Below are 25,259 nucleotides of genomic sequence, written 5' to 3'. Positions count from 1 at the left end.
GCCCTTCAAGCTCACGCAAACTCACTGAAGGACGTCCTCATGGCGATTGGTTGGCTCTCGGTCTTGCAAGCGGTTCCCTGGTCGGACGTGATCAGCAACGCGCCAAAGGTGGCAGAAGGGGCCAAGAAGCTGTGGAGCACCGTGTCCAAGAAGCCGGCCACGGCCACACCTGAGGCGCCTCCCTCAGCGTCGGCGCTGGAAAGCCGCGTGTCGACCTTGGAAGCCACCGTAGCCCAGACACACGAGCAGTTGGTGGCTTCGTCAGAGTTGATCAAAGCCCTGGCAGAGCAGAACGCCCAACTCATCCAAGGCATTGAGACGAATCGGGTGAGGGTGATGTGGCTGACAGGCGTTGCGCTGCTCGGCGCCGTCACGGGCTTGATCAGCGTCACGCTGTGGTTAACCCAAGGCTGAGGGTGGGCTGACGGCTTGGTTTTATCAGGCTACAGTGGGCGCATGACACACCTGCGCCTCACCCTCCTCCTTTTGGCCGCCACAGGCGGTCTGGCCGCTTGCGGCACCATGTCCCACCCACGTTACGCCGGATCGGTGGTGGCCAGCGAAATCGGCGCCATGGCGCGCTGCCAGTACCTGGGCGAGATAAGCGGCAGCTCTGGCCTGTCCGGCTTTTTCGCGCTGAAGGGCGCCGACGACATCAGACAGGAGCTGCTGCGCCGGGCCGATGTGCAGGGCGCCACCCACGTGGTGTGGGACCGCCCCGACGCTGGCTACACCAGCACCACCGTCGTGGCCAAAACCTACCGTTGCCCACCTGTTCAGGAGAAGCCATGAAGAGAATCCTGGCCTTGGCCCTGCTGGCCTGTTCGGCCTGGGTTCACGCTGAATCCATTGGCGAAGTCGACACCGTGTTCAAGTTCATCGGGCCTGATCACAAGATCGTGATCGACGCGCACGATGACCCCAAGGTGGCGGGCGTGACCTGCTACGTTTCGCGGGCCAAGATGGGCGGCATCAAGGGGGCGCTGGGCTTGGCCGAAGACCGGTCCGAAGCCTCCATCGCCTGCCGCCAGGTGGGCCCCATCACCATCAGCGGCCCGCTGCCCATCCAGGAGGAGGTGTTCAGCGAACGCATCTCGCTGATCTTCAAGAAGCTGCGCATCGTGCGCATGGTGGATGTCAAGCGCAACACCCTGGTCTACCTGACCTACTCGGACCGCGTCATTGAGGGTTCACCACAGAACAGCGTCACGGCCGTGGCGGTGGACCGCGCCAAGCGCATTCCTGTGAAGGATTAAGCCCTGCAGGCATGTGGTTTGCCGCGTCGAAGGCATCTCTTTCACATCAGGAGACTCGGCCATGACCCACACCATTCCCGCCACAGAACGAATCAGGGCGAACGAGGCAGTTGAACGCCTGGCCCGGGCGGCCCACCATGCCGTGGACCGTGCCGCAGCGAAAGCGGAAACCTTGAGCGAAACACGCCAGGCGTGGCTGGCTTCCGCCGGTGACCATGTGCGAAAACGGCCGCTGCGCAGCGTTTTGATCGCCTTTGCCACGGGCCTGGTGATCGACCGCTTGCTGCGCTGAACCGCCCGGCCAGATCTCAGCGCCTAAACGGCCGAAGCGCCCAAAGGCACTGCGGCTGGCTCGGCTTGTTCAATCTTTTGCGAACCATCTGGGCGCTCGTAGGTGCCGATCAGGCAGCCACTGGCAACGGCATGGGTTTGCAAAATCTCCAGCACTTCTTCTCGCCCAGGTTTGGCAGACCAAGCCGGCATGGTCGACAGCGCGAACAACTGGAAGGCGTAGCGGTGCACCCCATGCCCGGGCGGCGGATCCGGTGGCAGCCAATGGGCTTGCAGGAATGAGTTCAGCCCGCACGCCCACTCCGGTGCGTGCCCCTCATCCTCATCGAGGGCGCCCTCGCGCAGAGCGCCATCCCCTGGCGGCAGGCCAACCACGATGGCATGGACCAGCGGCTGGGGCGTGGGCGCGTCAGCGTCCTCCACGATCAACACGGCCGACTGGGCTTGTGCGGGCAAGCCGGTCCATTGCAAGGAGGGCGAGGTGCCCGCACCATCGGCCGTGTACAAAACAGGCAGGGGCGCATGGTCTTGAAAGGCCAGGCTGGACACCGTGATGGCCGCCATGCCAGAGCGCAAGCCCACCTTGTTGAATGCCAGCTTGTCCAGCCCGGCACGCTGGTCGAGCAGAACGTGGCCGATCACACCGGGAAGTTTTTCGAGCATCTCGCGGATCCCCTGATTCAAGCCGGGCAGGAGTGCCCTCAGCCCTTGAGCAATCAGCGCGCCCGCAGAGTACCCCCAGTCAGCCTTGGGTGATCCGCAAGGAGGGCACACTGGCGGCGCCACTTCCAAAGAGACCCGACATGATCGACCTTTACTACTGGACCACGCCCAACGGCCACAAGATCACCCTGTTCCTGGAAGAGGCGCAGGTGCCTTACCGGATCAAGCCCGTTCACATTGGCAAGGGTGAGCAATTCGCGCCTGATTTTTTGCGCATCGCGCCCAACAACCGCATCCCGGCCATCGTGGACCACGCGCCCACGGATGGCGGCGAGCCCCTGCCCTTGTTCGAATCAGGCGCCATCTTGCTGTACCTGGCGGACAAGACCGGCCAGTTCATGGCGCCAGACTTGCGCGGCCGAAATGACACGCTGCAATGGCTGTTCTGGCAGATGGGTGGCCTGGGCCCCATGGCCGGACAGAACCACCATTTCAGCCAGTACGCGCCTGAGAAACTGCCCTACGCCATTGAGCGCTACGTGAAGGAAACTGCTCGCCTGTACGCCGTGATGGACAAGCGCCTGGCCGACCGCGAGTTCCTGGCGGGCGAGTACTCCATCGCCGACATGGCCAGCTACCCCTGGGTGGTGCCTCACGAGCGCCAGCAGCAGGATTTGAACAACTTCCCCAACGTCAAGCGCTGGTTCGAGGCCATCAAGGCTCGGCCGGCCACCGTGCGCGCCTATGCCCGCGCGGAAGAGGTCAACCCTGCAGCCAAACCGACCGTGGACGAAAGCTCACGCCAGCACTTGTTCGGGCAGGATGCATCAACCGTGAAGCGTTGATGCCTGCCCGCGTGTTGCTCACTTGCTGCTGCTGAAGAATTCCTTGATGCGCTGCCACAGGCGCGCGAAGAACCCAGCTTCTTCGACTGGCTCCAGTGCCACCAGGGCCTGCTCGCCATGGCTTTGGCCATCCAGCGTGATCACGACCTTGCCCAGCACCGCGCCCTTGGCGATCGGTGCGGTGATGCCGGGGGTGAGCTGGATGTCCGTCTTGACGTTGGCCGCCTGGCCACGCGGGATGGTGGCCACCATCGGGGCCAGCAGGCCCACGTTGACCACGTCGGCCTTGCCGAAGCGCACCTTGGGCGTGGCCAGGGACACGTTCGCGGCCACGGGCCTGACGTCTTCAAACGAGCCAAAGCCCCAATTGAACAGCGCGCGGGTCTGGTCGGCGCGCGCCTGCATGCTCTTGGCGCCCATGATCACCGAGATCAAACGCATGTCATTGCGCTTGCTGGAGGCGGTCAGGCAGAAACCTGCTTCGGCGGTGTGGCCCGTCTTCAAGCCATCCACGGACGAGTCGGTGTACAGCAGCGCATTGCGGTTGCCCTGCTTGATGCCGTTGTACTTGAACTCCTTCTCGGAGTAGATCTTGTAGTAGTCCGAGCTGTCGCGGATGATGGCGCGGGCCAGCAGGGCCAGGTCGTGCGCCGAGGCACGGTGCGTGGGGTCGGGCAGGCCGGTGGCATTGGCGAAGTGGGTGTTCTTCATGCCCAGGCGTTCGGCTTCCTTGTTCATCAAGACGGCGAAAGAGGCTTCGCTGCCGGCCATGTGTTCGGCGATGGCCTTGGACGCGTCATTGCCCGACTGCACGATGATGCCGCGCAGGATGTCGATGACCGAGGCGGAGCCGTGCACCGGCAGGTACATGCAGGATTCGGCGTTGGTGCCGCGGCACCAGGCGTTTTCGCTGACGCTGACCATGTCGGTGGGCTTGAGGCGGCCGGTCTTCAAGGCCTGCTCAACGATGTAGCTGGTCATCATCTTGGTGAGCGAGGCGGGCGGCAAGGGCTGCTCGGCATTGACCTGCGACAGGATGCGGCCCGATTCGAAGTCCATCACCACGTAGGCGGTGTTCTCCAAGGTGGGCGCAGGCGCGATGGCGATCGCGGCCAGGGTCGGGGTGACGACCGACGCGGTGAAGCAGGCGGTGAACACCGCGATGGCGATCTTCCAGCGGGGCTTGGCTGAGCCAATGTTGTTCATGGGGGTCCTTGTGGTCTAGCGCGAAACCCGCCAGCCTACCCGAAGATGCGGCCGGCGGACGCGGTTAAGAAGTGCAAAGCGCGATGCGCTCGACCTATCGCGCTTTGAACAGGTTCTTGAACTCGCGCGGCTGAGAGCGCAGGTATTGCGGCGGCGCCGTGACTTGCGCGCCCAGTTTGGCCGCGGCATGCCATGGCCAGCGTGGATCGTAGAGCATGGCACGCGCCAGGCCTATGGCGTCCGCTTCGCCTTGGGCCAGGATGGCCTCGGCCTGCTCGGGCTCGGTGATCAGGCCCACGGCGATGGTGGGCATGCCCACTTCGGCCTTGAGGCGTTGCGCGTAGGGCACCTGGTAGCCAGCGCTCAACTTGATGTCCTGGGCGGGCGACACACCGCCCGAGCTGACGTGGATGGCCGCACAGCCCCGCTCTTTCAAGGCCTGGGTGAAAGCGATGCTGCCTTCGATGTCCCAGCCGCCGGGCACCCAGTCGGTGGCCGAGATGCGCGCCCAGACGGGTTTGTCGGCCGGAAAAGCGGCGCGCACCGCCTCGAACACCTCCAGCGGAAAGCGCATGCGGTTTTCCAGGCTGCCACCGTACTGGTCCTGACGCTGGTTGGCCAGCGGTGACAGAAACTGGTGCAGCAAGTAGCCGTGCGCGGCGTGAACCTCGATGCCATCGATGCCCAGGCGCGCGGCACGGTTTGACGCCTGGACAAAATCAGACTTGACGCGGGCCAGGCCAGCTTCGTCCAGGGCCTGAGGCACCGCATCACCCTCGTTGTGCGGCACGGCGGAGGGCGCCACGGTGTGCCAGCCGGTGGCTTGATCGGGGCGGATCTGGGCGCCACCCTCCCAAGGCACGCGGGTGGAGGCTTTGCGCCCCGCGTGCGCCAACTGCAGGCCAATGGGGATGCCTGAGTACGCACGCACCGATTTGAGGACACGGGCCAAGGCGGCTTCGTTGTCGTCCGAATACAGGCCCAGGTCTTGCGGCGAAATTCGAGCTTCAGGCGACACCCCGGTCGCCTCCAGGATCAACAGGCCAGCGCCTGACAAGGCCAAGTGCCCCAGGTGGATGAGGTGCCAATCGCTGGCATTGCCGTCCGTGGCCGAGTACTGACACATGGGCGCGATGACGATGCGGTTGGGCAGTGTCAAAGGCCCAATCTGCAGGGGCTGGAACAAATGGCTCATGGCTGGGGACCTTCACATGGTGACTGGCGATTGTGCAAGCTTCACCAAAGCAGTGCAAATGGTCTGGCATCAAGCTTGCATACCCAAGTTGCGAGAGAAACGATGTCGTCGATCGTTGACTCGAAAGGGTGGCTAGGGTTCCGGTTTGGTGCAAACCAAATGTCTGGTCCGAGAGCCATCGGCCTGAGTTGGCACATTCACCAACGCAGGCTCCACGGCGGGACAAAAGCCCGGGAGATTCGCTTCGATTGCTGAAGTGCTCTCTCTCGCTTTGTCTCACCTGGAGCCCCCATGCGCCGTGTCTTGCCATCTCTCAAGCGTTCAGTGCTCAGCGCCTTGGTTGCGGTCGCCGCGATTGAGGCGCTGACAGCACACCTGCCCGACACCACGGCGCAACTGCTCACCCCCTCGCCCGCCCCGCACCACCGCGTCGTCCCTGCGCTGCCTTTTGGCCAGCCCAGCACGGCCTGAAGCTTGCGGATGCCTGCCCATCACTCCACGCAACAACAAGCCGAAGCCATGTCGCAAGCCACTTCATCACCACCCAGGTCGCCCGGCCTGTGGGCCATCCGCCAAGCCATTCCCTCGCCGGTGTACTGGACGCTGGCGGGCGTGGGCCTGATCTTTCCCATGCTGCTGTGGGCTGCGCTGGCCGCCATGGGCACGCTGGACCCGGTCTTCCTGCCCGGCCCCGGATTGGTGCTGGACCGCGCCCAAGCCTGGTGGGCCGACGGGTTGATGAGCGACATGGGCATCAGCGTGATGCGCGTGGTGGTGGGCTGGGCCTTGTCGGCGCTGCTCGCCATCCCGCTGGGTTTGTTCATCGGCACCTGGCGCTCGGTGCAGGCCCTGCTGGAGCCACTGATGGACTTTGTGCGCTACATGCCCGCCGTGGCCTTTGTGCCGCTGGTGATGGTGTGGGTGGGCATCGATGAGGGCGCCAAGATCGCCATCATCTTCATCGGCACTTTCTTCCAGATGGTGCTGATGGTGGCCGAAGACGTGCGCCGCGTGCCCTTGCCGCAAATCGAGGCCGCGCAGACCATGGGCGCCACGCGCATGGAGATCCTGGAGAAGGTGATCGTGCCCTCCGTCAAGCCCGCCTTACTGGACACCTTGCGCATCACCATGGGCTGGGCCTGGACCTACTTGGTGGTGGCCGAACTGGTGGCCGCCAACTCCGGCCTGGGTTACGCGATCTTGAAGGCGCAGCGCTTCCTTCAGACCGACAAAATCTTCGCGGGCATTTTGCTGATCGGCCTGATTGGCCTGCTGATCGACCAGGTGTTCCGCCTGTCCCACCGCAAGGCTTTCCCCTGGCTGCACGTCCGAGGCTGACACCCCATGAGCACCTTCCCGCCACCCCTGTCCGTGGGCATCGAATGCCAGGGCTTGTTCAAGACCTATCCAGGCGCTTCCAATCCCGCGCTGCAGGACATCAACCTGCACATCGCGCCCAATGAATTCGTGACGCTTGTGGGCGCCTCGGGCTGCGGCAAGTCCACCCTGCTGCGCACCATCGCTGGGCTGGAAACGCACAGCCAGGGCGCCGTGCGCGTGAACGGCCAGCCCATCCATGGGCCGGGGCCAGACCGCGTCATGGTGTTCCAGCACTACAGCCTCTACCCCTGGCTCACGGTGCAGGACAACATCAAGTTCTGTCGCCAGCTGAAAACCCACACCGATGGCCGCACCAGCAACGACGTGGAGAACGCCGCGGGCCGTGCCGATGCGCTGCTGCGCCTGATGGGCCTGACGCACGTGGCCAAGTCTTACCCCAGCGAGCTGTCGGGCGGCATGCAGCAACGCGTGGCCATTGCGCGGGCCTTGATGAGCAAGCCACCCATCATCCTGATGGACGAGCCCTTCGGTGCGCTGGACGCGCAGACGCGCGAGGTCATGCACGACCTGATCATGCACGTGCACAAGCTGGAGCGCACCACCATCGTCTTCGTCACGCACGACGTGGAAGAGGCCATGTACCTGGGCCACCGCGTGGTGCTGATGGCGCCGCGTCCGGGCCGCATCGATTCGATCCACGCGGTGCCGCTGCCTTTGATCCGCGATCAAGACATGAAGCTGTCGCCCGAGTTTCTGCAGCTCAAGCGCCTGCTGCTAGACCGCATTCGCGAGACCTCGGGCATGAAGACCGACTTCGAACTGTTGGACCAATTGTGCAAGTCGGCCCAGGACGTGGCCTCAGGCGCGTCATCCCATTGATGCCAGCATTGACTGATGAAGAAGGAGCCTTGAGCATGGAAAGCTTCGCCGAGATCCCCGCCAACCCCACGGCCGCCGACCCGGTGGACGTGCCCGCGCTGTGGAAGCGCTTCGCCCCAGACCTGCCTGAAGACTTGGTGATGTGGTCCGAGATCGTGCCGGGCGGCAGCCATTGGTCTTACGTGATGCCGCGTGGCAGCAGCCTGCGCATGGTGGCGCTGGAAGACGGCGCCAACCTCAGCATGGTGTTGTATTCGGCACGCGAGAAATTGGAGCGCTACAACATGCCCGATTCGCTCAAGGCCCAGCACACCGCGCACTACACGCGCGGCCACGTGCTGATGAGCGACATGGGGCGATCACTGGCCAGCATCACGCTGGACACGGTCGGCTGGCACGACCCCATGGGCGGCCTGCTGGATGCTGAGCGATTGAAGAAGCAGTACGGCGAGCGCAGCTTCGACACGCACCGCAACGCCATGTACCGCAGCGGCAAGGATGGCCTGCTGATCGAGATCGGCAAGCACGGCCTGAGCCGCCGCGACCTGATCGCACCGGTCAACTTCTTCAGCAAGGTCAGCGTCGATGAGGAAGGCCGCTTCCAGTTCGCCCCAGGCCACGCCAAGGCTGGCGGGGCCGTGCAACTGCGCTTCGACATGGACACCTTGATCGCCCTCTCGACCGCACCGCATCCGCTAGACCCCTCGTTGAGCTACGCGCCCAAGAAGGTTGGCCTGGCCGCCTGGCGCAGCGGCCCCGCACCGAAGGACGACGTTTGCCGCGCCTTCCGCCCCGAGTGCGCGCGGGCCATTCACAACGCCGACATGCTGTACCTCTGACCTGAAGGACGCCACACCATGACCGCCATCCGCATCCAGGAAAGCGCCCTGTTGCCCGAGCGCGCCGTGCTCAATCACAAGCTGCCCTCGGGCGAGCCTTACTTGAAAACGATCAAGCAAGGCCAGACCCTGCGCATCGTCGATTTAGAGGGCAACCAGGCCGTCGACGTGATCTTCTACAACGCGCAAGACCCGGCCGAGCACTACAGCGCCACCGACACCATGCTGTCGCAGGGCGGCATCTACCTGACCACCGGCACCGTGCTGATGAGCAGCGAAGCGCGGCCGATGCTGACCATCGTGGCCGACACCTGTGGCCGCCACGACACGCTGGGTGGTGCCTGTGCCGCCGAGAGCAACACCGTGCGCTATGCCTTGCAAAAGAAGTTCATGCACAGCTGCCGCGACAACTACCTGATTGCGCTTCAGCACGCCGACATCGGCCTGGGCAAGCGCGACCTGGTGCCCAACGTCAACTTCTTCATGAACGTGCCGGTCACCGCGGATGGCGGCCTGAAGTTCGAAGACGGCGTCTCGGGGCCCGGCAAGTATGTGGAGCTGCGCGCCGAGATGGACATCCTGATGCTGGTGTCCAACTGCCCGCAGCTCAACAACCCCTGCAACGCCTACAACCCCACCCCTGCGCAATTCCTGATCTGGGACTGACCACACCATGTTCGACACCGTCCTGATCGCCAACCGCGGCGCCATCGCCTGCCGCATCATCCGCACCCTGCGCAAGATGGGCCTGCGCTCCGTGGCCGTCTATTCTGAAGCCGATGCCGATGCGCGCCACGTGGCCATGGCCGATGCCAGCGTGTGCATCGGCCCCGCGCCCGCCGCACAAAGTTACCTCGATGTGGACCGCATCCTCGCTGCCGCGCGCGAAACCGGCGCGGGCGCCATCCACCCCGGCTACGGTTTCCTGTCAGAAAACCCCGGCTTCGCCGATGCCTGCGAGCAAGCGGGCATTGCCTTCATCGGCCCCACCGGCGAGCAGATGCGCGCCTTTGGCTTGAAGCACACGGCCCGCGCCTTGGCGCAGCAGCACGATGTGCCTTTGCTGCCCGGCAGCGAGTTGCTGAGTGACGCCCCCGATGCGCGGGTTCAAGCCCAGCGCATCGGCTACCCCATGATGCTGAAGAGCACCGCTGGCGGCGGCGGCATCGGCATGCGGCTCGTGCGCAATGCGGCTGAGCTGGATGCGGCTTATGAAGCGGTCGAACGACTGGCCCGCAGCAACTTCAAGGATGCGGGCTTGTTCCTGGAGAAGTTTGTCGAGCATGCGCGCCACATCGAAGTGCAGTTGTTCGGCGATGGGCAAGGCCAGGTGGTGGCTTTGGGTGAGCGCGATTGCTCGGCCCAGCGCCGCAACCAAAAGGTCATTGAAGAGACCCCCGCACCGCACCTGAAACCCGAGACGCGCGACGCCTTGCTGAAGGCCGCCGTGCGCCTGGGCCAGGCCGTGAGCTACCGATCTGCAGGCACCGTCGAGTACGTGCTCGACGCCGACACGGGCGCCTTCTACTTCCTCGAAGTCAACACGCGCTTGCAGGTGGAACATGGCGTGACCGAACAAGTCACCGGCATCGACCTGGTCGAGTGGATGGTCGGCCTGGCGCGTGGTGACCAGCTCGCGCTGCCAGCACCCGAACCCAAAGGCGCGTCCATCCAGGTGCGCCTCTATGCCGAAGACCCCTCGCGCAACTTCCAACCCAGCGCGGGCGTGCTCACCGAGGTCGTCTTTCCAAGCGATGCGCGCGTGGACACCTGGGTCGACACTGGCACCGACGTGCCGCCCCACTACGACCCGATGATCGGCAAACTGATCGTCACTGCCGACACGCGTGAGCAGGCCGTGGCCAAGCTGCAGCAAGCCCTGGCCGACACGCGGCTGGCGGGCATCGAAACCAATCTGCGCTACCTGCGCGCCGTCACCGCCTCAGAAGTGTTCGCCAAGGGCGAGGTCATCACCAAGACCTTGTCGCAACTGGCCTGGCACCCGCGCGCAGTCGAGGTCCTGGACCCCGGCGTGCAAACCACCGTGCAGGACTGGCCCGGCCGCCAAGGCTACTGGGATGTGGGCGTGCCGCCCTCCGGCCCCATGGACGACCTGAACCTGCGCCTGGCCAATCAAATCGTGGGCAACAACACCGATGCCGCCGCCCTCGAATGCACGCTGTCCGGCCCCACGCTGCGCTTCCACGATGACGTGGTCATCGCGCTCAGCGGCGCGCCCATGGTGGCCACGGTCAATGGCGCTGAGGCGCCCTTCAACCAGGCCATCACCATCAACGGCGGACAAACACTCAAACTGGGCGCAGTGCCGCATGGTCGGCCCGGCGCGCGCACCTACCTGGCCGTGCAAGGCGGCCTGGACGTGCCCCTGTACCTGGGCAGCCGCAGCACCTTCACCCTGGGCCAATTCGGCGGCCACGCTGGCCGCACCCTGCGCACCGGCGACTTGCTGCACGTGTGGCCCGTCAGTGCCAACATGACCACGCCGCCGGTTAAAAGCGAAGCCCCCACCCTGAGCCAGCAATGGCAGATCGGCGTGCTCTATGGCCCCCACGGCGCGCCTGATTTCTTCACCCCCGAAGACATCGCCACCTTTTTTGACACCGACTGGCAGGTGCACTACAACTCCAGCCGGACCGGCGTGCGCCTCATCGGCCCCAAGCCGCAATGGGCGCGCACCGATGGCGGTGAAGCGGGACTGCACCCGTCCAACATCCACGACAACGCCTACGCCATCGGCGCCATCGACTTCACGGGCGACATGCCCGTCATCCTTGGCCCCGATGGCCCGAGCCTGGGCGGCTTCGTGTGCCCGGCCGTGGTCGTGGCCGCCGAGCGCTGGAAGCTGGGCCAGCTCAAACCCGGCGACACCATCCGCTTCCAGGCCCTGCACGCCGAGCAAGCGCAGTCCCTGCTGACCGCGCAAGAGGCTTGGCTGGCGGGCACCGGCCCCTTGCCCACGCTGCCAGCAGCCGTGCCTGCCGCGGAGGTGGCAACCACCTTGTCCCCCATCGTCTACCAGCGCGCCGCCCGCCACACACCGCAAGGCGAGGAGCCTGCCCTGTGCATCCGCCAGGCTGGCGACCGCTACCTGCTGGTCGAACTCGGCCCGCTGGTGCTGGACCTGACCCTGCGCTTCCGTGTGCATGCCTTGATGGCCTGGCTGCAAGGCCACCGCGACGCGAGCAAGCTGCCCGGCATCATCGACATGACCCCCGGCATCCGCTCGCTGCAGGTCCATTTCGACCCTTGCGTGTTGCCGCGCCACGAACTGCTCACCGCCCTGAAACAGGCCGACGAACAACTCGGCTCCACCGCCGACATCGTGGTCCCGACGCGCACCGTCTGGCTGCCCTTGTCGTGGGACGACAGCGCCACCAAGCTGGCCATCGAGAAATACATGCAGTCGGTGCGCGCCGATGCGCCCTGGTGCCCCAGCAACATCGAGTTCATCCGCCGCATCAACGGCCTGGACAGCATTGACGACGTCAAGCGCATCGTCTTCGATGCCAGCTACCTGGTCATGGGCCTGGGCGATGTCTACCTGGGCGCCCCCGTGGCCACGCCGCTGGACCCGCGCCACCGCCTGGTCACCACCAAGTACAACCCGGCCCGCACCTGGACGCCCGAGAACGCGGTGGGCATCGGCGGCGCCTACATGTGCGTCTACGGCATGGAGGGCCCTGGCGGCTACCAGTTCGTTGGCCGCACCATCCAGATGTGGAACCGCTGGCGCGATGAACGCAGTGGCGCCATCGACTTCGAAGCGGGCAAGCCCTGGCTGCTGCGCTTCTTCGATCAGATCCGCTTCTACCCGGTTGCCGAAGAGGAACTGCTGCAACTGCGCCGCGACTTCCCCGCTGGCCGCTTCAAGCTCAAGGTCGAGCATGGCCAGTTTAGCCTCGCCGACTACCAGCGCTTCCTGGCCGACGAGGCGCCCAGCATCAAGGCCTTCAAGTCGCAACAGCAAGCCTCGTTCGATGCCGAGCGCGAACGCTGGAAGGCCAGCGGACAGGACGGCAGCCTGAGCGAACTCGACGTCAACCCGCCGTCCGACGACCAAGCCTTGCCGCCCGGCGCGCGTGCCGTCGCCAGCCCCGTGCCGGGCAGCGTCTGGAAGGTGCTGGTGGCCGAAGGCGACACCGTGACCGAAGGCCAAACCCTGGCCGTGGTCGAATCCATGAAGATGGAGTTCCCCGTGTTGGCCCCGGTGGACGGCACCGTGCTGCAGGTTCGCTGCCAGGAGGGCAGCGGCGTCACGGCAGGGCAGGACGTGGTGGTTCTGGCTTGAAAGGCCAGGCAAGGGCCCGAAAACCCGCCGCCATGCGACACTCGGCGGCTGTTTTCCGATCCCAGGGGCACCCGCCCCGCGCCGCCTGCCATGTCCACGCCCACCCCCTCCTCCGCCCCAGCCCCCCACGTCATCGTCATCGGCGGTGGTCCTGCGGGCTTGATGGCCGCTGAAACCCTGGCCGCCGGTGGCGCGCAGGTTGATGTGTACGACGCCATGCCCTCGGTGGGCCGCAAGTTCTTGCTGGCCGGCAAAGGCGGGCTCAACCTCACCCACGCCGAACCAATTGAACTCTTCCTTGGCCGCTATGCCGAGCGCCGCGCCGCGCTCACGCCGCCGATCGAAGCCTTCACGCCGCAAGTCCTGCGCGACTGGGCGCAGGCCCTGGGCGTCGAGACCTTCGTGGGCACCTCGCAGCGCGTCTTCCCCAAGGACTTGAAGGCTGCGCCGCTGCTGCGCGCCTGGCTGCATCGACTGCGCGAAGCTGGCGTGCGCTTCCACATGCGGCACCGCTGGCAGGGCTGGGCTGAAGACGGCGCCCTGAAGTTCACCTCACCGCAAGGCGACATCACCGCCCAGGCCGACGCCACGGTGCTCGCCCTTGGCGGTGCCAGCTGGGCACGCCTGGGCTCCGACGGCGCCTGGGTGCCCCTGCTGCAAGCCCGCGGCGCCGACATCGCCCCGCTCAAACCGTCCAACTGTGGCTTCGACGTGGCCCCCACCGCCCCCGACCGCACCGGCTGGAGCGACCACCTGCGCGACCGCTTCGCCGGTCATCCCATCAAGCCGGTGGCCATGAGCTTCACCGATGCCCAGGGCCACACGCACCGCCAGCAAGGTGAGTTTGTGCTCACGTTCACCGGCCTCGAAGGCAGCCTGGTTTACGCTTTTTCGGCCCGCATCCGCGATGCCATCGAGGCCCACGGCTCCGCCACCGTCTACCTCGACCTGCTGCCCTCCCACACGCCCGAGCAAGTGCTGACCGAAACCAAGCGCCCGCGTGGCCCGCGCAGCCTGTCCACGCACCTGAAAAGCTGCCTGGGCATCCAGGGTGTGAAGATGGCCTGTTTGCACGAAGTGCTGACCCCGGCGCAACTGGCCGACCCAGTGCAATTGGCGCAGCTGCTCAAAGCCCTGCCCATCACGCTCGCGGCGGCACGCCCGATCGACGAAGCCATCAGCACGGCGGGTGGCGTTCGTTTTGAATCACTGACAGCCCACCAGATGCTGCCCACCCTTGAGGGCGTGTTCTGCGCAGGCGAGATGCTGGATTGGGAAGCGCCCACGGGCGGCTACCTGCTCACCGCCACCTTGGCCACTGGCAAAGCGGCCGGCCAAGGGGTGCTGGACTGGTGGAGCGCGCGGGCCCCAGCGCATTAACATTTGCATTCTTCTCTCACTTTTTGAGAGCGCATCGACAGTACTAATTTCCGACAATCAAGGCAAAAATCTCGCCCATTGAAATTAATGGGTGAAGAGGAGGCCGTGATGTCGGAAGAACGGATGCTGGAACATGCGCGACCCGAATTCGCGCAGGCTTTGCAAGACCTTCAGACACACACCGTGCGAGAAGCCGTGGTCAGGTTCTATGCCCGGCATGACACCCGACTGAACTCCGCCGTGCAGTCCGCGCCTCAAGCCTTGGCCTGCGACAAGGGCTGCAGTCATTGCTGCCAGCAGTTTGATGTCGTGGCACTCCCCGTCGAGGTGTTTGAGATCCACGCTCACGTGTTCCGGCATTTCAAGCCAGACCAGTTGCGCCAAACGATCCAAAGGGTGACCAGCTATGTGGCCAAGCGCAAAGGCGTGAGCGAGGAAACGCGGCTGGCCCTGCGAGACGCCTGCCCTTTCCTGGTCGACAACAGCTGCTCGATCTACCCAGTGCGTCCGTCCGTGTGCCGCAACTACCACGCGACCGACAAGGACAACTGCGAGAAATCCTTGAACGAGCCGCTCAGCACCTGGCCCACCACCTACATCAATGAGGTCTTCTTCACCGCCATGGGCAGCTCCGCGGGCTTCAGGAACGCGGTCGCCGAACAGGGCCTGGACACGAAGGAATACCACCTCTCTGCGGCCTTCCTGGAAACAGTGCAGAACCCCAACTGCGTGAAGCGCTTCAAGAGCGGCAAGAACGCCTTCGTCAAGGCCACCCACACCCAGTTCAACCAATCATCAGGCGGGGCATCGCGCGCCGCCTGAGCGCTCCCTCGCCCGCTCAATGAGCCGGCATCTGGGCAGCGCCAAACACCCGCTCCAACTCGGCAAAACAAGGGTCCCCCTCCCCTTCCTCGTTGATTGGATGGCGCTGCGCCGACATCAGCAGGTGACGCTTGCTGACCTGGTCGGCCGAGCGCAGCAACACCGCCAGGTGGACCGTCGGCTGAGGCGGCGGCAAGGTCCCCAAAGCCTCGACGGCTTGGGTCACACCCTCGGGGAAATTCCACTCCTTGGCGATGTTGGCCGAGATCTTCAAGCTCAGTTTCAGGAAGCCTTCGTGGAACACCACCGAGTCGGGCGCGCTCGGCCTTGAGTAGCTTTGGTCCAGCACCCGCAAGGCCGGGATCAAACCAGCGTTGACGACCATGCCCGCCAGATACGCCTCGAACTGGTCGGACCGTGGTCCTTGCAAATAGGCACAGGCGTGGGCACAACGCGCCGCCTGCGCCCACAAATGGCTTCGGGCCGCCAGGCTGAAGCGCCCGGCCTGCACGTTGAACACCGGGCGCATGGCCACATTGGTCACCAACTGGTGCATGCCCTGCTGCCCTAGCACCATGACGGCATCCTGCAAACTGCCCATGGCCCGGCTGGCGCGGTAACGCGGTGAATTGGCAATGCGGATCACCTCGCTCACCAGTGCCGGGTCCTTGGCCAGGTGTTCGGCCAGTTCGCGGGGCGACACATCGTCGCGGCGCACCAGGCTCATCAACTTGGGCAGCACGGCGGGCAAGCGGGGCAGCAAGTCCCTCTGGCCGCGGGCATGCACCAGTTCATCCAGGCGCAAGAGCACGAGTTGTTCGGTGGGGTCGGCATCCCCCGGGCGCAACTGCCCCAAGGACAACAGCAAGGCGCTGAAGCGGCCATCGAGCGCGGGGTCCACGTCCGGCAAGCCCATGACGGGTGCAGGCGTGGGCAAGGCCGGGGCGACAGGCGCAGGCGATGACACTGCGGCTGCGACCGCCACAGGCGGCGCAGATTTCGCTGAGCGCGAGCCTCCACCCCAAAAGCCTCGCAATGGCGTCCACATGGTCATCATCTCCCTGCACAACAAATGGTTGCACAAGGGTCATCGGACGTCAGGCGGTGAACTTGAGCCGCATCACGCCGCCATGGCGGTGGCCTGGCGGTTTTCATGGAGGTCCACGCTGGCCTCGCCAAACATCAACCAGTCGCGCACGTCGGCCACGCATTGCCCTTCGCGGATGAGCTTGAAGTAGTAGCTGCCATCCACCGTGTCGCCGTACAGGCAAGCGCCGATTAGCTTGTTGTCCCGCAGCACCAGCTTCTTGTAGACACCACCAAACGGGTCCGACAGCAGGATTTCTTCCGTGCCCTCGCCGCCCATGAAATCGCCCGCCGAGAACAGGTCAATGCCCGTGACCTTGAGCTTGGTGGACACCTGCGAGCCCAGATAGCGCCCGATGCCGTGCATGGCCAGGTGGTTGGCGCACACCTTGCCCTGGTCGAACAACGGCGCCACCAGACCGTAAGCGATGCCCCGGTGTGCCGCGCATTCACCCACCGAGTACACACGCGGATCGGTCACCGTTTGCATGGTGTCGGTGACCACGATGCCGCGATTGCAATGCAGGCCGATCTTCTCGGCCAGGCCGGTGTTGGGCCGCACGCCGGCCGCCATCACCACCAGGTCGGCCAGCACCTCGGTGCCATCCTTGAACCTGACCGATTGCACGCGCCCCTCGGCGTTGCCCACCAGCTCTTGCGTCTGTGCGCCGATCATGAATTTCAGACCGCGGTCTTCCAGCGACTTTTGCAGCAGCTTGGCGGCCACATCGTCCAGTTGCCGCTCCATCAACCAGGGCGCGATGTGCACCACGGTCACACTCATGCCGCGCAACATCAGGCCGTTGGCCGCTTCCAGGCCCAACAGGCCACCGCCAATCACCACCGCGTGCTGGTGGGTCGTGGCCGTCTCGATCATCGTGTTCGTGTCGGCGATGTCGCGGTAGGCGATCACGCCCTTCAAGTCTTTGCCGGGCACAGGCAGGATGAAGGGGTTGGAGCCCGTGGCGATCAGCAGGCGGTCGTACTCGGCCTGCGTGCCGTCTTCGGCCGTCACCAGGCGCTTCTTGCGGTCAATGCTGGTGACCTTCTTGTTCAGGTGCAGCGTGATGCCATGCCCGGCATACCAGTCCAATGAGTTGAGGATGATCTCGTCCACGGTCTGCTCACCCGCCAGCACGGGCGACAGCATGATGCGGTTGTAGTTGGGATGCGGTTCAGCGCCGAACACCGTGATCTCGTACAGATCCGGGGCGATTTTCAGCAACTCTTCCAGTGTGCGGACGCCGGCCATGCCGTTGCCCACCATCACCAACTTCATCTTTTTCATGGCCGTCGTCCTGGTTGGCTGAGCTCAGTCCGCGCTGCGCAAGCCGACAGGCGCTTGCTGCTGGGCCGGGCTGGTCGGCTGAGCATGAACACGGGCGCGCCCGCCTTTCTCGGCCCAGGTGCGCGTCCAGCGAACCTGCATGATGCGCATCACCACCAGCATGATCAGGGCCAACACCGAGAACAGCACGAAGCCCCACAGGTAGGTGCCCAGGTACTGCTTGGACAGGCCCATCGCGTTGGGCACCAGACCACCGCCCAAGGCACCAATCTCACCGATCATCGAACCGGCCACGGCCGTGCTCAAAGGCCAGCGCAAAGGCACCAGTTGGAACAAGGCGCCATTGCCCGCGCCCAACGCCGCGAAGCACGTGATCATCAACAGCGTGGTGAGGATCAAGGACTCAGAGGACAGGCCCACCAAGGTCAAGGTCACGGCCACGACCGCCAGCACGATGGTCAAGGTGTTCAAGCCACCCCAGTGGTCCGAGATCCAACCACCCAGAACGCGCACGAAAGCCCCCATGAAGGCCGCCAGCATCGTCAACTGGCCCGCTTGCACCTTGCTGACGCCGAACTGGTCGTAGTAATACGTGGGCAGGAAGGTGATCAGGCCGATGAACCCGCCAAAGGTCACGCCATAAATCAGGCTGAAGACCCAGCCATCTTTTTCAAACAGGCAGGCGATGTGTTCGCGAAAGGTCGCGTGCTTGTCCACATCGGGCGGCTCTTTCGCGAACAGCACCATCACGATCATGGGCAGCAAGATGGCGACCGCAGCCACGCCATACACGGCCTGCCAACCCAGCCATTGCGCCAGGGGAGGCGCCACCAGCACCGACACCGCCGTGCCCACATTGCCCGCACCGACCAGGCCCATGGCCAGGCCCTTGTGCTGGGGCGGGAACCAGCCCGAACCCAGCGACAAGGCCACGCCAAAGCTCGCACCGGCGATGCCCAGCAGCACGCCCATCTTCAACAGGTCGGAGAACTCGTGCACCATGAACACGCCGTACAGCATGGCCAAGGCAATCATGCCCATCTCGACCAGCGTGGCGTTCTTGCGCCCGATGTACTGCGACAGGATGCCCAGAGGGAAACGCATGAGCGCCCCTGCGAGGATGGGGATCGACAGCATCAGCCCCTTCTGGGCCGGCGTCAGGTTGAAGGTCTCGCTGATGAACGGCGCCATGGCTCCGTTGAGCACCCAGATGCAACACGAGAACGAGAAGTACAGGAAGGCCGCGAACAAGGTCGGGCTGTGGCCGCTTCTTAAAAATGTTCTGAAATTGGACATGGCAATGTGCGGTGAAAAATGAGCGAACGACGCCTCACCAGACGCTTTGAAGTGCACCTGGAAAGGCAGGAGAAAATGGAATAGCCCGCTGACCAGATTTGGCCCGGGCGATGGATGCTTGAGGAGGTTGCCGCTGGGGCAGATTTCAAGCTTTGGCGCGGTGCTTCGTTGCACCACGACCAAATCCATGCAATATGCGCGCCAAGGTGCCACGGCACCCCAGAATGTCAGACTTTTCAGATCCTTCACGGAACACCAACCATGTGGTTTTCACTGCGAAAGCGCCGCCCATGAGCATCACCTTGCTGGTGATGTCATCGCCAGGCGCCGCCCCGACACCGACCCAGGCCCTGCTTCGACAAGGCTCACTCGGGCCCGCCTGGACGGTCGTGGACGGCGGTGATTGCCGCCAATTGATGCACCAATTCAAGGCACACGCACCGAATCAGGTCGTGCTTTTGGGCGTTGCCTCGGTGGTGGTCGAAGCGATCGGCGCCTGGAACGGCTCGCCCCCCTGCGCGGTGAGCTGGGTCGGCGCCAACCCCAGCCAGGACGAGTTGACCCAACTGCTGGACCTGGGCCTGAGCGGCTGGTGGCCCGACACCGGCCTGTCCGCGGCGGCCTTGGCCACCGGCCTGGCCCTGGATGGCCTGCGCTGGCAACGCCATGCCGCCCTGGCACAGGCCTTGGGTCAGGTGCAAGGCCAACTGAGCGACCGCAAGTATGTGGACCGCGCCAAAGGCGTGCTGGCGCAGGCCCGTGGGCTGGATGAAGACGAGGCCTTCAAGCTGCTGCGTGGCGCCGCCATGCACGCCAAGTTGAAGATTGGCGAGGTGTCCCGCTCGGTGATTGAAGCCGCGGCCTGGGCCGAGGCCCTGAACCGCGCGGGCCAGTTGCGCATGCTGTCGCAGCGCCTGGTCAAACTGGCGGCACAGCGCCTGGCCGGGGTGGACGCGCACCGCGCCCGCAAACTGCAGGAGGACTCCGAGCAACGCGCCCAAGCCAACCTGGATTTTTTATCGGCCCTGCCGCAACTGGGTGCTCAGGGCGAGGCCTTGCCCGAAGCCGTGGCCAGAGCGCAAGCCGCATGGTCGGTCTTGCAAGCCACCCTGGCGCAACGCAAATCGGCGGCCGTGCTGAAACAGGCCGACGACAAGGCCGATGCCCTGCTCATGCAGGCCGAGGCGCTGGTCAGTGAACTGGAAACCGCCTCGGGCCGGCGCGCCTTGAACGTCGTCAACCTGTGCGGCCGCCAACGCATGCTGGCGCAGCGCCTGGCCAAAGACGCCTTGCTGGCCGAGATGCTGGACGACAGCGCCCGCCGGGAGGGTTTCGCACAGCTGAAATCCGAATTCGAAGCCGCTTTGCTGGAACTGGAGCTGGCTCCGCTTTCCAGCCCCGAAATCCGCGATGCCCTCAAGGCTGCGCGCGAGGAGTGGACCCGGCTGCTCTCAGGCCTGCGCTTTCTGGACAAGTCGGAAAGCCGCCTGGCCATCAGCCGGGCCAGCGAAGTGCTGCTGGAGGTGTTTGAAGGCCTGACGGCGCTTTATGAGCGCAGCCTGCAGGTCATCATGTCGTGAGCGGCGTGGTGCCTCACCGTCTGCTGATGGGCAACTCCGTCTTCATCAAGCCCGCCAACTGAGTCTCTTGCTCACGCAAAGCCTTCCACACCTGGCTGGCGCCCAGGGCTGACAAATGGTTGTCGTCCCGGTACAGCAAGGTGCCTCCCAAGCGGGTGGCACAGGCCTGGTCGTTGCAAAACAGCCGTTTCAGATCAAGAACATGCGCATTCGCAGGCAACTTGAGTTGGCCCAGCAAGGCCCGCTCGGGCTCATGCCAGGCGTCCACTTCGGCGCGGGTGAACTGCAGGTTGCCTGACTCCACGGCCCGGAAGTCACGCTGAGCCAGGTCCATCGGCTGGGTCAGGATCCGCACCTGGGTGCGCGCGGCCAATCGGTCGACGAGGCCCTGCAGGCGCTGCCGGTAGATCTCTTCACGGTAGGGCAAGGAGGCGAGCACCTTGTCGTCCTGCCCATCGCTGAGCATGAAGTGTTCAGGCATGGTGCGCCCCTCGTACACCCAGCCACGCAGGTACAGCGTCCAGCGGCTTGCGAGCACCACGGTGTCCGGCTTCAGGGATTCGATCAAACGCTCAAAGCGATCCAGCACGTCAAACTTGTCGCACACATGGGCGCCGTCGGTCTTGTCGATGCGGCGCAGGCCAGGCAACGGTGGACAGCCAGAGTGCGTGATCACCAGGATGCGGGTGTCGGGCAGGTTGGGCGTGCCCGCCTGCAGCGCCTTGGCGTGCGAATCGCCCCAGACCACCATGGTGCGGCGGCCATTGCCCATCTGCAAGCAATCACCCAGGCCCAGGTCGCCCAGCAGGTGCCGACAACTGCTGCGGGGTTGCGGATCTGTGACGGGTGAGTAGTTGACCAGTTGGGGGTTTTGCACCTCCCAGCGGGTGGGCAGCACGTGGAAATGGCCGGCCATGCCAATGGCGATGAAGCCCACCGTGAAGGCGCCACTCAAGGCGAAGACCTGCCTGCGGCTCATCAACTGGCGCGAACGCATGGGTGTTTCAATCCAGCGCCAGGTGGCGTAGGCCAGCACCAGGCTCAAAAGGGCCAAGCTGAACATGACCGCAGGGCTGGGCTCGCCACCATGGGTGAGCCGGGTGAAGGCGAACAAGGGTTGGTGCCAGAGGTAGGCGCTGTAGCTGATCAGGCCCACCCCCACCAGCACGCGCGTTGACAACAGCCTGCCGACCCAGGTGTTGGCATGGCCAAAGCCGATGACCAGGGCCGCGCCCAGCGTGGGCAGTAGCGCATAGACACTGGGGAAAGGTGTCCCCTTGTCATACAGGATGGCCGCCGCCAGCATCAGGCCCATGCCCAGCAGCGACAGGGCCTGGCACACCACTTGTGGCCATTGGCTGAGGCGGGCCTGATTCAAGGCCAACAGCGCACCGATCAGCATCTCCCAGGCCCGGGTGGGCATGGCGTAGAAGGTGGTGGTGGGAAAATGGGTGGTGCCCCAATGGGCCAGCCAGAGGCTGCCAATGGCCAAGGCGAGCAGGCCGATGCGCAAGGCCCAGCCGCCCAATTTGGAGAGCAGGATCAGGATGAGCGGGAAGAACAGGTAGAACTGCTCTTCAACCCCCAGGCTCCAGGTGTGCAGCAATGGGTTGAGCTCGGAGGTGGTGTCAAAGTAGCCCGCCGTGAAGACGTACAGCAAGCCCGACGAGAACACCGCCACGGCCGCCAGGCTCTGGCCAAACTTGATGAAATCGCTGGAGTTCATCAGCCACCAGGCTGCGGCCAAACTGCACAGCAGCACAAAACACAGCGCCGGCAGGATGCGCCGCGCCCGACGCTCGTAGAAATCGGCGATGCTGAAGCGCCCTCGTTGCCGATCCTCCTGGATCAAGCTCGTGATCAGGAAGCCGCTGATGACGAAGAACACATCCACGCCGATGAAACCGCCATGGAAAGCGCTGAAACCAGCGTGGAAGAAAATGACTGGCAGAACGGCAATTGCCCGCAGGCCGTCTATCTCTGCGCGATGACGCATACAAGCACCCTGATTTAATAGTGTGCGTTATTGTATGGAGTGTTCGTCTGAATCTCTGAGGGTAACGCTCAAGTGAGGGGATCTTGGAATGCAGCGCAACGCCATCAACGTGACGTTCAATGCCGCCTTGCAGGCCAAGGCCTTGCGGATCAGTGATTCACCGGCCGCAGAGGCGGGTGAGAACTTTGGCTGGCGGCCAACCGCGAAGCATTTGAAAGCTCGAACGCTTACGTCGAGCAAAACGGCCTGCCGTTAGCGCACCACAGGCACTTTTGATGCCGCGCTTGCCATGCGATCACCACGCAGGTGCTATGCGTGGAGGATCGAGGCCACGAGGTGGTGTCGGCCAGATGCAGGTCACATCCGACGTCATCGGTCCGAGTTGAGGTGATTAAGCGATCCATTCGACTCATTTTTTGAGTCGATTCTGGAAATTAACCAACGCGCTCAGAATGCCGAAAAACCCGTCTTCAGGGGCTCGTGAATCTTTGAGTTGCAAGGAACAACCTGGTCGGGGTGAGAGGATTCGAACCTCCGGTCTCTACGTCCCGAACGTAGCGCTTTACCTGACTAAGCTACACCCCGATTTGACTGCCCGAAAGCGGCGCCGATCAAGACGACCGGTGCACCGAATCTGCAGACAATTGCAACAACGCATCCTTGTAAACCGAGGCGGGCAAGGCCACCAAACAGCCCTCGGCCAGCCGCGCCTGCTCTTCGGCCGCCTCGCGCGTGGCCTGCAGCGCGCCGGTCGTTTTCACGATGTCCACGATCTGCGCCATGCGCTCCACTTCGCCATGGATGATGGCGTTGCGGATCATCTCGCGTTGCTCGGGTGTGCCCCGCTGCATGGCCACCAGCAAGGGCAAAGTGGGCTTGCCTTCGCGCAGGTCGTCGCCAATGTTCTTGCCCAGCTCGGCCGTGCTGCCTTCGTAGTCCAGCAAGTCATCAATCAGCTGAAACGCCGTGCCCAAGGTGCGCCCATACGACGCACACGCCTCTTCAACTTCTGGCGAGGCATCCACGATCACCGCGCCCAGGCGGGCACTGGCCTCGAACAGCTTGGCCGTCTTGTATTCGATCACTTTCAGGTAGTCGTCCACCGAGATGTCGGGGTCGTGCATGTTCATCAACTGCAGCACCTCCCCCTCGGCGATCACATTGGTGGCCTCGGCCAACACGTCCATCACGCGCAGGCGATTGGTCGTGACCATCATCTGGAAGGCGCGCGAGTACAGAAAATCGCCCACCAGCACGCTGGCCGCATTGCCGAACATGGCGTTGGCCGTCTGGCGGCCGCGCCGCAGGTTTGACTCATCCACCACGTCGTCGTGCAACAGCGTGGCCGTGTGGATGAACTCCACCACCGCCGCCAGTTCATGCCGTTGCGACGAGTCATTGCCCAGCGCCCGCGCGATCAGCAGCAACAGCATCGGGCGTATGCGTTTGCCACCCGCGTTCACGATGTAGTTGGAGATCTGATTAACCAGCGCCACCTTGGACGACAACCTCTGGTGGATGACCTGATCCACCTCGGCCATCTCAGGGGCCATGAGGCTGCGGTAGTTCACGGTGGGGGTGGAAGTGGCTGACACGCTGGACAAGGTTGGAGTGCTGTAAGCGGTGATTATAGGAACCCCCTTCGCCGGGGCTGCAACAGCGCGACAATGCCCATTCAGGAGCCCCACGATGAACACCGTTGAAGACACCGCTGTGACACCCCCGCCACTGGCCCAAGCTGGCTTGTCGATGGCCATCATCGGCGCCGGCCCGGCTGGCCTGGCCTTGGCGCTGCAAGCCGCCCAGGCCCTGCCCCAGGCCCGCATCACCGTGTTCGATGCGCGCCCCGCCGACAAGGACGTGTCCGGCGACCCGCGCACCCTGGCCTTGTCGCTGGGCAGTGTTCAGGAGCTGGAACGCATGGGCGTGTGGACCGCCATCCAGGCGCGCCAACAGGTGGCGCCCATCCTGGCCGTGCACGTGTCTCAGCAGCAGCCCACCGTGCTGTGGCCGGGCCGCGAGCAGCCCTTTGTGAGCATCAGTGCGGCCGAGCAGGGTGTGGCCCAACTGGGCGCCGTGGTCAGCTATGGCACCCTGGTGGCGCCCATGCAAGCCGCCTGGGCCCAGGCCACCGCACGCGAACCCCATCGCCTGCTGATGCGTTTTGGCACGCCGGTGAAAGGCCTCAAACCCGTGTCGGGTGGCGTCGAAGTCGATGCCGAGATCGCCGAGCCCTTCGACCTGGCCGTGGTGGCCGAAGGCGGTGTGTTCGCCGACCAGCCCACTTTGCAATGGCCGCAGGGCGTTAGCCGTGACTATGCGCAGACCGCCTGGGTCGGCCAGGTTTTGCTGAGCGAAGACAGCGAAGCGGGCGTGGCCTACGAGCGTTTCACCCCGTCCGGCCCGGCCGCCCTGCTGCCCTTGGGCAATGGCAGCGTGGTGCCCGGGGGCCCCAGTGGCCGCCGCGCCGCCCTGGTGTGGTGTGTGCAGCGAGACGACGACCCGGTGCGTGACCTGAGCGATGCCCAGCGCCTGGTGGTGCTGAACACGATCTTTCACGAACGGGTGGGCCAGATCCACCAGGTGTCGGCTTTGAAGTCCTTCCCGCTGGGGCTCAACGCCCACCGAAGTCTGGTGAACGATGGCGCGGTGGTGCGGATTGGCAACGCGGCGCAAACGCTGCACCCCGTGGCCGGGCAAGGCCTGAACCTGGGGCTGCGCGATGTGCACGAATTGCTGTCGGCCATCAAAGGCGCCAGCGTGGGCGCTCAGGTCGACGTGGCCGCCGCATTGCGGCATTTCCAGCGCCGCCGCCAACCTGATCGCTGGGCTTTGATTGCCGGGACGGATTTCTTGGCCCGCAGCTTCACCTGGCCCGCGCCCATCCTGGCGACGGCGCGCGGACTGGGGCTGGGCGCCATGCAAGCGCTGGGGCCCCTCAAACACCGGCTGGCCAGAACGATGATGTTCGGCCTGCGCTGATTCAG

23 protein-coding genes, 1 tRNA gene, 1 pseudogene and 1 riboswitch are annotated in these 25,259 nt (G+C 64.5%); of the genes and pseudogenes, 16 read left to right on the top strand and 9 right to left on the bottom strand.

From position 1 onward, the window contains the following. The first annotated feature begins 39 nt into the window (after positions 1-39). The 4 genes from PSV38_RS08815 (at position 40) to PSV38_RS08800 (ending at position 1,548) form a co-directional block, all read left to right on the top strand. Positions 40-414, top strand: a complete 375-nt coding sequence (locus PSV38_RS08815; RefSeq protein ID WP_300546657.1) for a hypothetical protein — start codon at positions 40-42, stop codon at positions 412-414. Between the two features lie 108 nt (positions 415-522). Further along, a complete protein-coding gene (locus tag PSV38_RS08810) occupies positions 523-792 on the top strand; it encodes a hypothetical protein (protein WP_300546655.1) in 270 nt (89 codons plus the stop codon). Next, complete coding sequence (locus PSV38_RS08805) at positions 789-1,256, top strand: CreA family protein (protein ID WP_300546653.1); 468 nt, start codon at positions 789-791, stop codon at positions 1,254-1,256. The genes PSV38_RS08810 and PSV38_RS08805 overlap by 4 nt, the downstream gene beginning before the upstream one ends. Positions 1,257-1,317: 61 nt before the next feature. Beyond that, positions 1,318-1,548, top strand: coding sequence for a hypothetical protein (locus PSV38_RS08800; RefSeq protein ID WP_300546651.1), 231 nt, complete (start codon positions 1,318-1,320; stop codon positions 1,546-1,548). A 23-nt stretch (positions 1,549-1,571) separates the two neighbouring features. Here the strand turns inward: PSV38_RS08800 and PSV38_RS08795 are convergent, their stop codons facing one another. Continuing rightward, on the bottom strand, positions 1,572-2,210 hold the full coding sequence (locus PSV38_RS08795; protein ID WP_300546649.1) for a YbhB/YbcL family Raf kinase inhibitor-like protein: 639 nt from the start codon (positions 2,208-2,210) through the stop codon (positions 1,572-1,574). A 140-nt stretch (positions 2,211-2,350) separates the two neighbouring features. Here PSV38_RS08795 and PSV38_RS08790 point away from each other — a divergent pair, with 140 nt between their 5' ends. Beyond that, entirely contained in the window at positions 2,351-3,055 is a 705-nt protein-coding gene (locus PSV38_RS08790; protein ID WP_300546648.1) for a glutathione binding-like protein, read from the top strand. An 18-nt stretch (positions 3,056-3,073) separates the two neighbouring features. Here the strand turns inward: PSV38_RS08790 and PSV38_RS08785 are convergent, their stop codons facing one another. Continuing rightward, positions 3,074-4,261 carry a D-alanyl-D-alanine carboxypeptidase family protein gene (locus PSV38_RS08785; protein ID WP_300546646.1) on the bottom strand — a complete coding sequence of 396 codons (1,188 nt, stop codon included), beginning with the start codon at positions 4,259-4,261 and terminating at the stop codon, positions 3,074-3,076. A gap of 94 nt (positions 4,262-4,355) precedes the next feature. Next, entirely contained in the window at positions 4,356-5,456 is a 1,101-nt protein-coding gene (locus PSV38_RS08780; RefSeq protein ID WP_300546644.1) for an NADH:flavin oxidoreductase/NADH oxidase, read from the bottom strand. Between the two features lie 121 nt (positions 5,457-5,577). Then, positions 5,578-5,695, top strand: a riboswitch (guanidine-I (ykkC/yxkD leader). Positions 5,696-5,747: 52 nt separating this feature from the next. Between PSV38_RS08780 and PSV38_RS08775 the strand changes: the two genes are divergently transcribed. From PSV38_RS08775 to PSV38_RS08740, 8 genes are all read left to right on the top strand, one after another. After that, entirely contained in the window at positions 5,748-5,927 is a 180-nt protein-coding gene (locus PSV38_RS08775) for a hypothetical protein (protein ID WP_300546642.1), read from the top strand. A gap of 9 nt (positions 5,928-5,936) precedes the next feature. Further along, positions 5,937-6,794 carry an ABC transporter permease gene (locus PSV38_RS08770; protein WP_300546640.1) on the top strand — a complete coding sequence of 286 codons (858 nt, stop codon included), beginning with the start codon at positions 5,937-5,939 and terminating at the stop codon, positions 6,792-6,794. A gap of 6 nt (positions 6,795-6,800) precedes the next feature. After that, positions 6,801-7,676 carry an ABC transporter ATP-binding protein gene (locus tag PSV38_RS08765; protein ID WP_300546638.1) on the top strand — a complete coding sequence of 292 codons (876 nt, stop codon included), beginning with the start codon at positions 6,801-6,803 and terminating at the stop codon, positions 7,674-7,676. Between the two features lie 35 nt (positions 7,677-7,711). Beyond that, the gene (locus tag PSV38_RS08760; RefSeq protein WP_300546636.1) at positions 7,712-8,515 is read left to right on the top strand and encodes an urea amidolyase associated protein UAAP1; all 804 of its coding nucleotides are present in this window, start codon (positions 7,712-7,714) and stop codon (positions 8,513-8,515) included. A gap of 18 nt (positions 8,516-8,533) precedes the next feature. Then, positions 8,534-9,181 carry an urea amidolyase associated protein UAAP2 gene (locus PSV38_RS08755; RefSeq protein ID WP_300546634.1) on the top strand — a complete coding sequence of 216 codons (648 nt, stop codon included), beginning with the start codon at positions 8,534-8,536 and terminating at the stop codon, positions 9,179-9,181. A 7-nt stretch (positions 9,182-9,188) separates the two neighbouring features. Next, entirely contained in the window at positions 9,189-12,824 is a 3,636-nt protein-coding gene (gene uca / locus PSV38_RS08750) for an urea carboxylase (RefSeq protein ID WP_300546633.1), read from the top strand. A gap of 90 nt (positions 12,825-12,914) precedes the next feature. After that, positions 12,915-14,204: a TIGR03862 family flavoprotein gene (locus PSV38_RS08745; RefSeq protein ID WP_300546631.1), complete on the top strand. Its 1,290-nt coding sequence runs from the start codon at positions 12,915-12,917 to the stop codon at positions 14,202-14,204. A 108-nt stretch (positions 14,205-14,312) separates the two neighbouring features. Continuing rightward, on the top strand, positions 14,313-15,026 hold the full coding sequence (locus tag PSV38_RS08740) for a YkgJ family cysteine cluster protein (protein WP_300546629.1): 714 nt from the start codon (positions 14,313-14,315) through the stop codon (positions 15,024-15,026). A gap of 16 nt (positions 15,027-15,042) precedes the next feature. Here PSV38_RS08740 and PSV38_RS08735 read toward each other — a convergent pair whose 3' ends face one another. From PSV38_RS08735 to PSV38_RS08725, 3 genes and pseudogenes are all read right to left on the bottom strand, one after another. Then, on the bottom strand, positions 15,043-16,074 hold the full coding sequence (locus PSV38_RS08735) for an HDOD domain-containing protein (RefSeq protein WP_300546627.1): 1,032 nt from the start codon (positions 16,072-16,074) through the stop codon (positions 15,043-15,045). A gap of 114 nt (positions 16,075-16,188) precedes the next feature. Further along, positions 16,189-17,400, bottom strand: a pseudogene (locus PSV38_RS08730) (FAD-dependent oxidoreductase); the annotation flags it as partial. Between the two features lie 24 nt (positions 17,401-17,424). After that, positions 17,425-18,696, bottom strand: coding sequence for an MFS transporter (locus tag PSV38_RS08725; RefSeq protein ID WP_300546626.1), 1,272 nt, complete (start codon positions 18,694-18,696; stop codon positions 17,425-17,427). Positions 18,697-18,986: 290 nt separating this feature from the next. On the opposite strand from PSV38_RS08725, the gene PSV38_RS08720 reads away from it, so the two are divergent. Beyond that, a complete protein-coding gene (locus tag PSV38_RS08720) occupies positions 18,987-20,276 on the top strand; it encodes an ANTAR domain-containing protein (protein ID WP_300546625.1) in 1,290 nt (429 codons plus the stop codon). A gap of 13 nt (positions 20,277-20,289) precedes the next feature. On the opposite strand, the gene PSV38_RS08715 is transcribed toward PSV38_RS08720, so the two are convergent. Then, entirely contained in the window at positions 20,290-22,272 is a 1,983-nt protein-coding gene (locus PSV38_RS08715) for an acyltransferase family protein (protein ID WP_300546624.1), read from the bottom strand. A gap of 189 nt (positions 22,273-22,461) precedes the next feature. Here PSV38_RS08715 and PSV38_RS20445 point away from each other — a divergent pair, with 189 nt between their 5' ends. Further along, positions 22,462-22,548, top strand: a complete 87-nt coding sequence (locus PSV38_RS20445) for a type II toxin-antitoxin system CcdA family antitoxin (RefSeq protein ID WP_366526651.1) — start codon at positions 22,462-22,464, stop codon at positions 22,546-22,548. Positions 22,549-22,780: 232 nt separating this feature from the next. On the opposite strand, the gene PSV38_RS08710 is transcribed toward PSV38_RS20445, so the two are convergent. Continuing rightward, a tRNA-Pro gene (locus tag PSV38_RS08710) sits at positions 22,781-22,857 on the bottom strand. Positions 22,858-22,883: 26 nt separating this feature from the next. Beyond that, positions 22,884-23,825 carry an octaprenyl diphosphate synthase gene (ispB, locus tag PSV38_RS08705; RefSeq protein ID WP_300546932.1) on the bottom strand — a complete coding sequence of 314 codons (942 nt, stop codon included), beginning with the start codon at positions 23,823-23,825 and terminating at the stop codon, positions 22,884-22,886. Positions 23,826-23,961: 136 nt separating this feature from the next. Between ispB and PSV38_RS08700 the strand changes: the two genes are divergently transcribed. Further along, on the top strand, positions 23,962-25,254 hold the full coding sequence (locus PSV38_RS08700) for an FAD-dependent monooxygenase (RefSeq protein ID WP_300546622.1): 1,293 nt from the start codon (positions 23,962-23,964) through the stop codon (positions 25,252-25,254). Positions 25,255-25,259 lie beyond the last annotated feature (5 nt).

This window comes from Aquabacterium sp., assembly GCF_029946005.1.
GTDB lineage: Bacteria > Pseudomonadota > Gammaproteobacteria > Burkholderiales > Burkholderiaceae_C > Aquabacterium.
The sequence above is the reverse complement of the archived record's forward strand: the minus strand, read 5'-3'. Positions and strand labels throughout refer to the sequence as shown.

Coding starts and splice junctions, on each gene's coding strand:
- PSV38_RS08815 (WP_300546657.1), top strand. CDS start 40: ATGGCGATTGGTTGGCTCTCGGTCTTGCAAGCGGTTCCCTGGTCGGAC.
- PSV38_RS08810 (WP_300546655.1), top strand. CDS start 523: ATGTCCCACCCACGTTACGCCGGATCGGTGGTGGCCAGCGAAATCGGC.
- PSV38_RS08805 (WP_300546653.1), top strand. CDS start 789: ATGAAGAGAATCCTGGCCTTGGCCCTGCTGGCCTGTTCGGCCTGGGTT.
- PSV38_RS08800 (WP_300546651.1), top strand. CDS start 1,318: ATGACCCACACCATTCCCGCCACAGAACGAATCAGGGCGAACGAGGCA.
- PSV38_RS08795 (WP_300546649.1), bottom strand. CDS start 2,210: ATGCTCGAAAAACTTCCCGGTGTGATCGGCCACGTTCTGCTCGACCAG.
- PSV38_RS08790 (WP_300546648.1), top strand. CDS start 2,351: ATGATCGACCTTTACTACTGGACCACGCCCAACGGCCACAAGATCACC.
- PSV38_RS08785 (WP_300546646.1), bottom strand. CDS start 4,261: ATGAACAACATTGGCTCAGCCAAGCCCCGCTGGAAGATCGCCATCGCG.
- PSV38_RS08780 (WP_300546644.1), bottom strand. CDS start 5,456: ATGAGCCATTTGTTCCAGCCCCTGCAGATTGGGCCTTTGACACTGCCC.
- PSV38_RS08775 (WP_300546642.1), top strand. CDS start 5,748: ATGCGCCGTGTCTTGCCATCTCTCAAGCGTTCAGTGCTCAGCGCCTTG.
- PSV38_RS08770 (WP_300546640.1), top strand. CDS start 5,937: ATGCCTGCCCATCACTCCACGCAACAACAAGCCGAAGCCATGTCGCAA.
- PSV38_RS08765 (WP_300546638.1), top strand. CDS start 6,801: ATGAGCACCTTCCCGCCACCCCTGTCCGTGGGCATCGAATGCCAGGGC.
- PSV38_RS08760 (WP_300546636.1), top strand. CDS start 7,712: ATGGAAAGCTTCGCCGAGATCCCCGCCAACCCCACGGCCGCCGACCCG.
- PSV38_RS08755 (WP_300546634.1), top strand. CDS start 8,534: ATGACCGCCATCCGCATCCAGGAAAGCGCCCTGTTGCCCGAGCGCGCC.
- uca (WP_300546633.1), top strand. CDS start 9,189: ATGTTCGACACCGTCCTGATCGCCAACCGCGGCGCCATCGCCTGCCGC.
- PSV38_RS08745 (WP_300546631.1), top strand. CDS start 12,915: ATGTCCACGCCCACCCCCTCCTCCGCCCCAGCCCCCCACGTCATCGTC.
- PSV38_RS08740 (WP_300546629.1), top strand. CDS start 14,313: ATGTCGGAAGAACGGATGCTGGAACATGCGCGACCCGAATTCGCGCAG.
- PSV38_RS08735 (WP_300546627.1), bottom strand. CDS start 16,074: ATGTGGACGCCATTGCGAGGCTTTTGGGGTGGAGGCTCGCGCTCAGCG.
- PSV38_RS08725 (WP_300546626.1), bottom strand. CDS start 18,696: ATGTCCAATTTCAGAACATTTTTAAGAAGCGGCCACAGCCCGACCTTG.
- PSV38_RS08720 (WP_300546625.1), top strand. CDS start 18,987: ATGAGCATCACCTTGCTGGTGATGTCATCGCCAGGCGCCGCCCCGACA.
- PSV38_RS08715 (WP_300546624.1), bottom strand. CDS start 22,272: ATGCGTCATCGCGCAGAGATAGACGGCCTGCGGGCAATTGCCGTTCTG.
- ispB (WP_300546932.1), bottom strand. CDS start 23,825: ATGGCCCCTGAGATGGCCGAGGTGGATCAGGTCATCCACCAGAGGTTG.
- PSV38_RS08700 (WP_300546622.1), top strand. CDS start 23,962: ATGAACACCGTTGAAGACACCGCTGTGACACCCCCGCCACTGGCCCAA.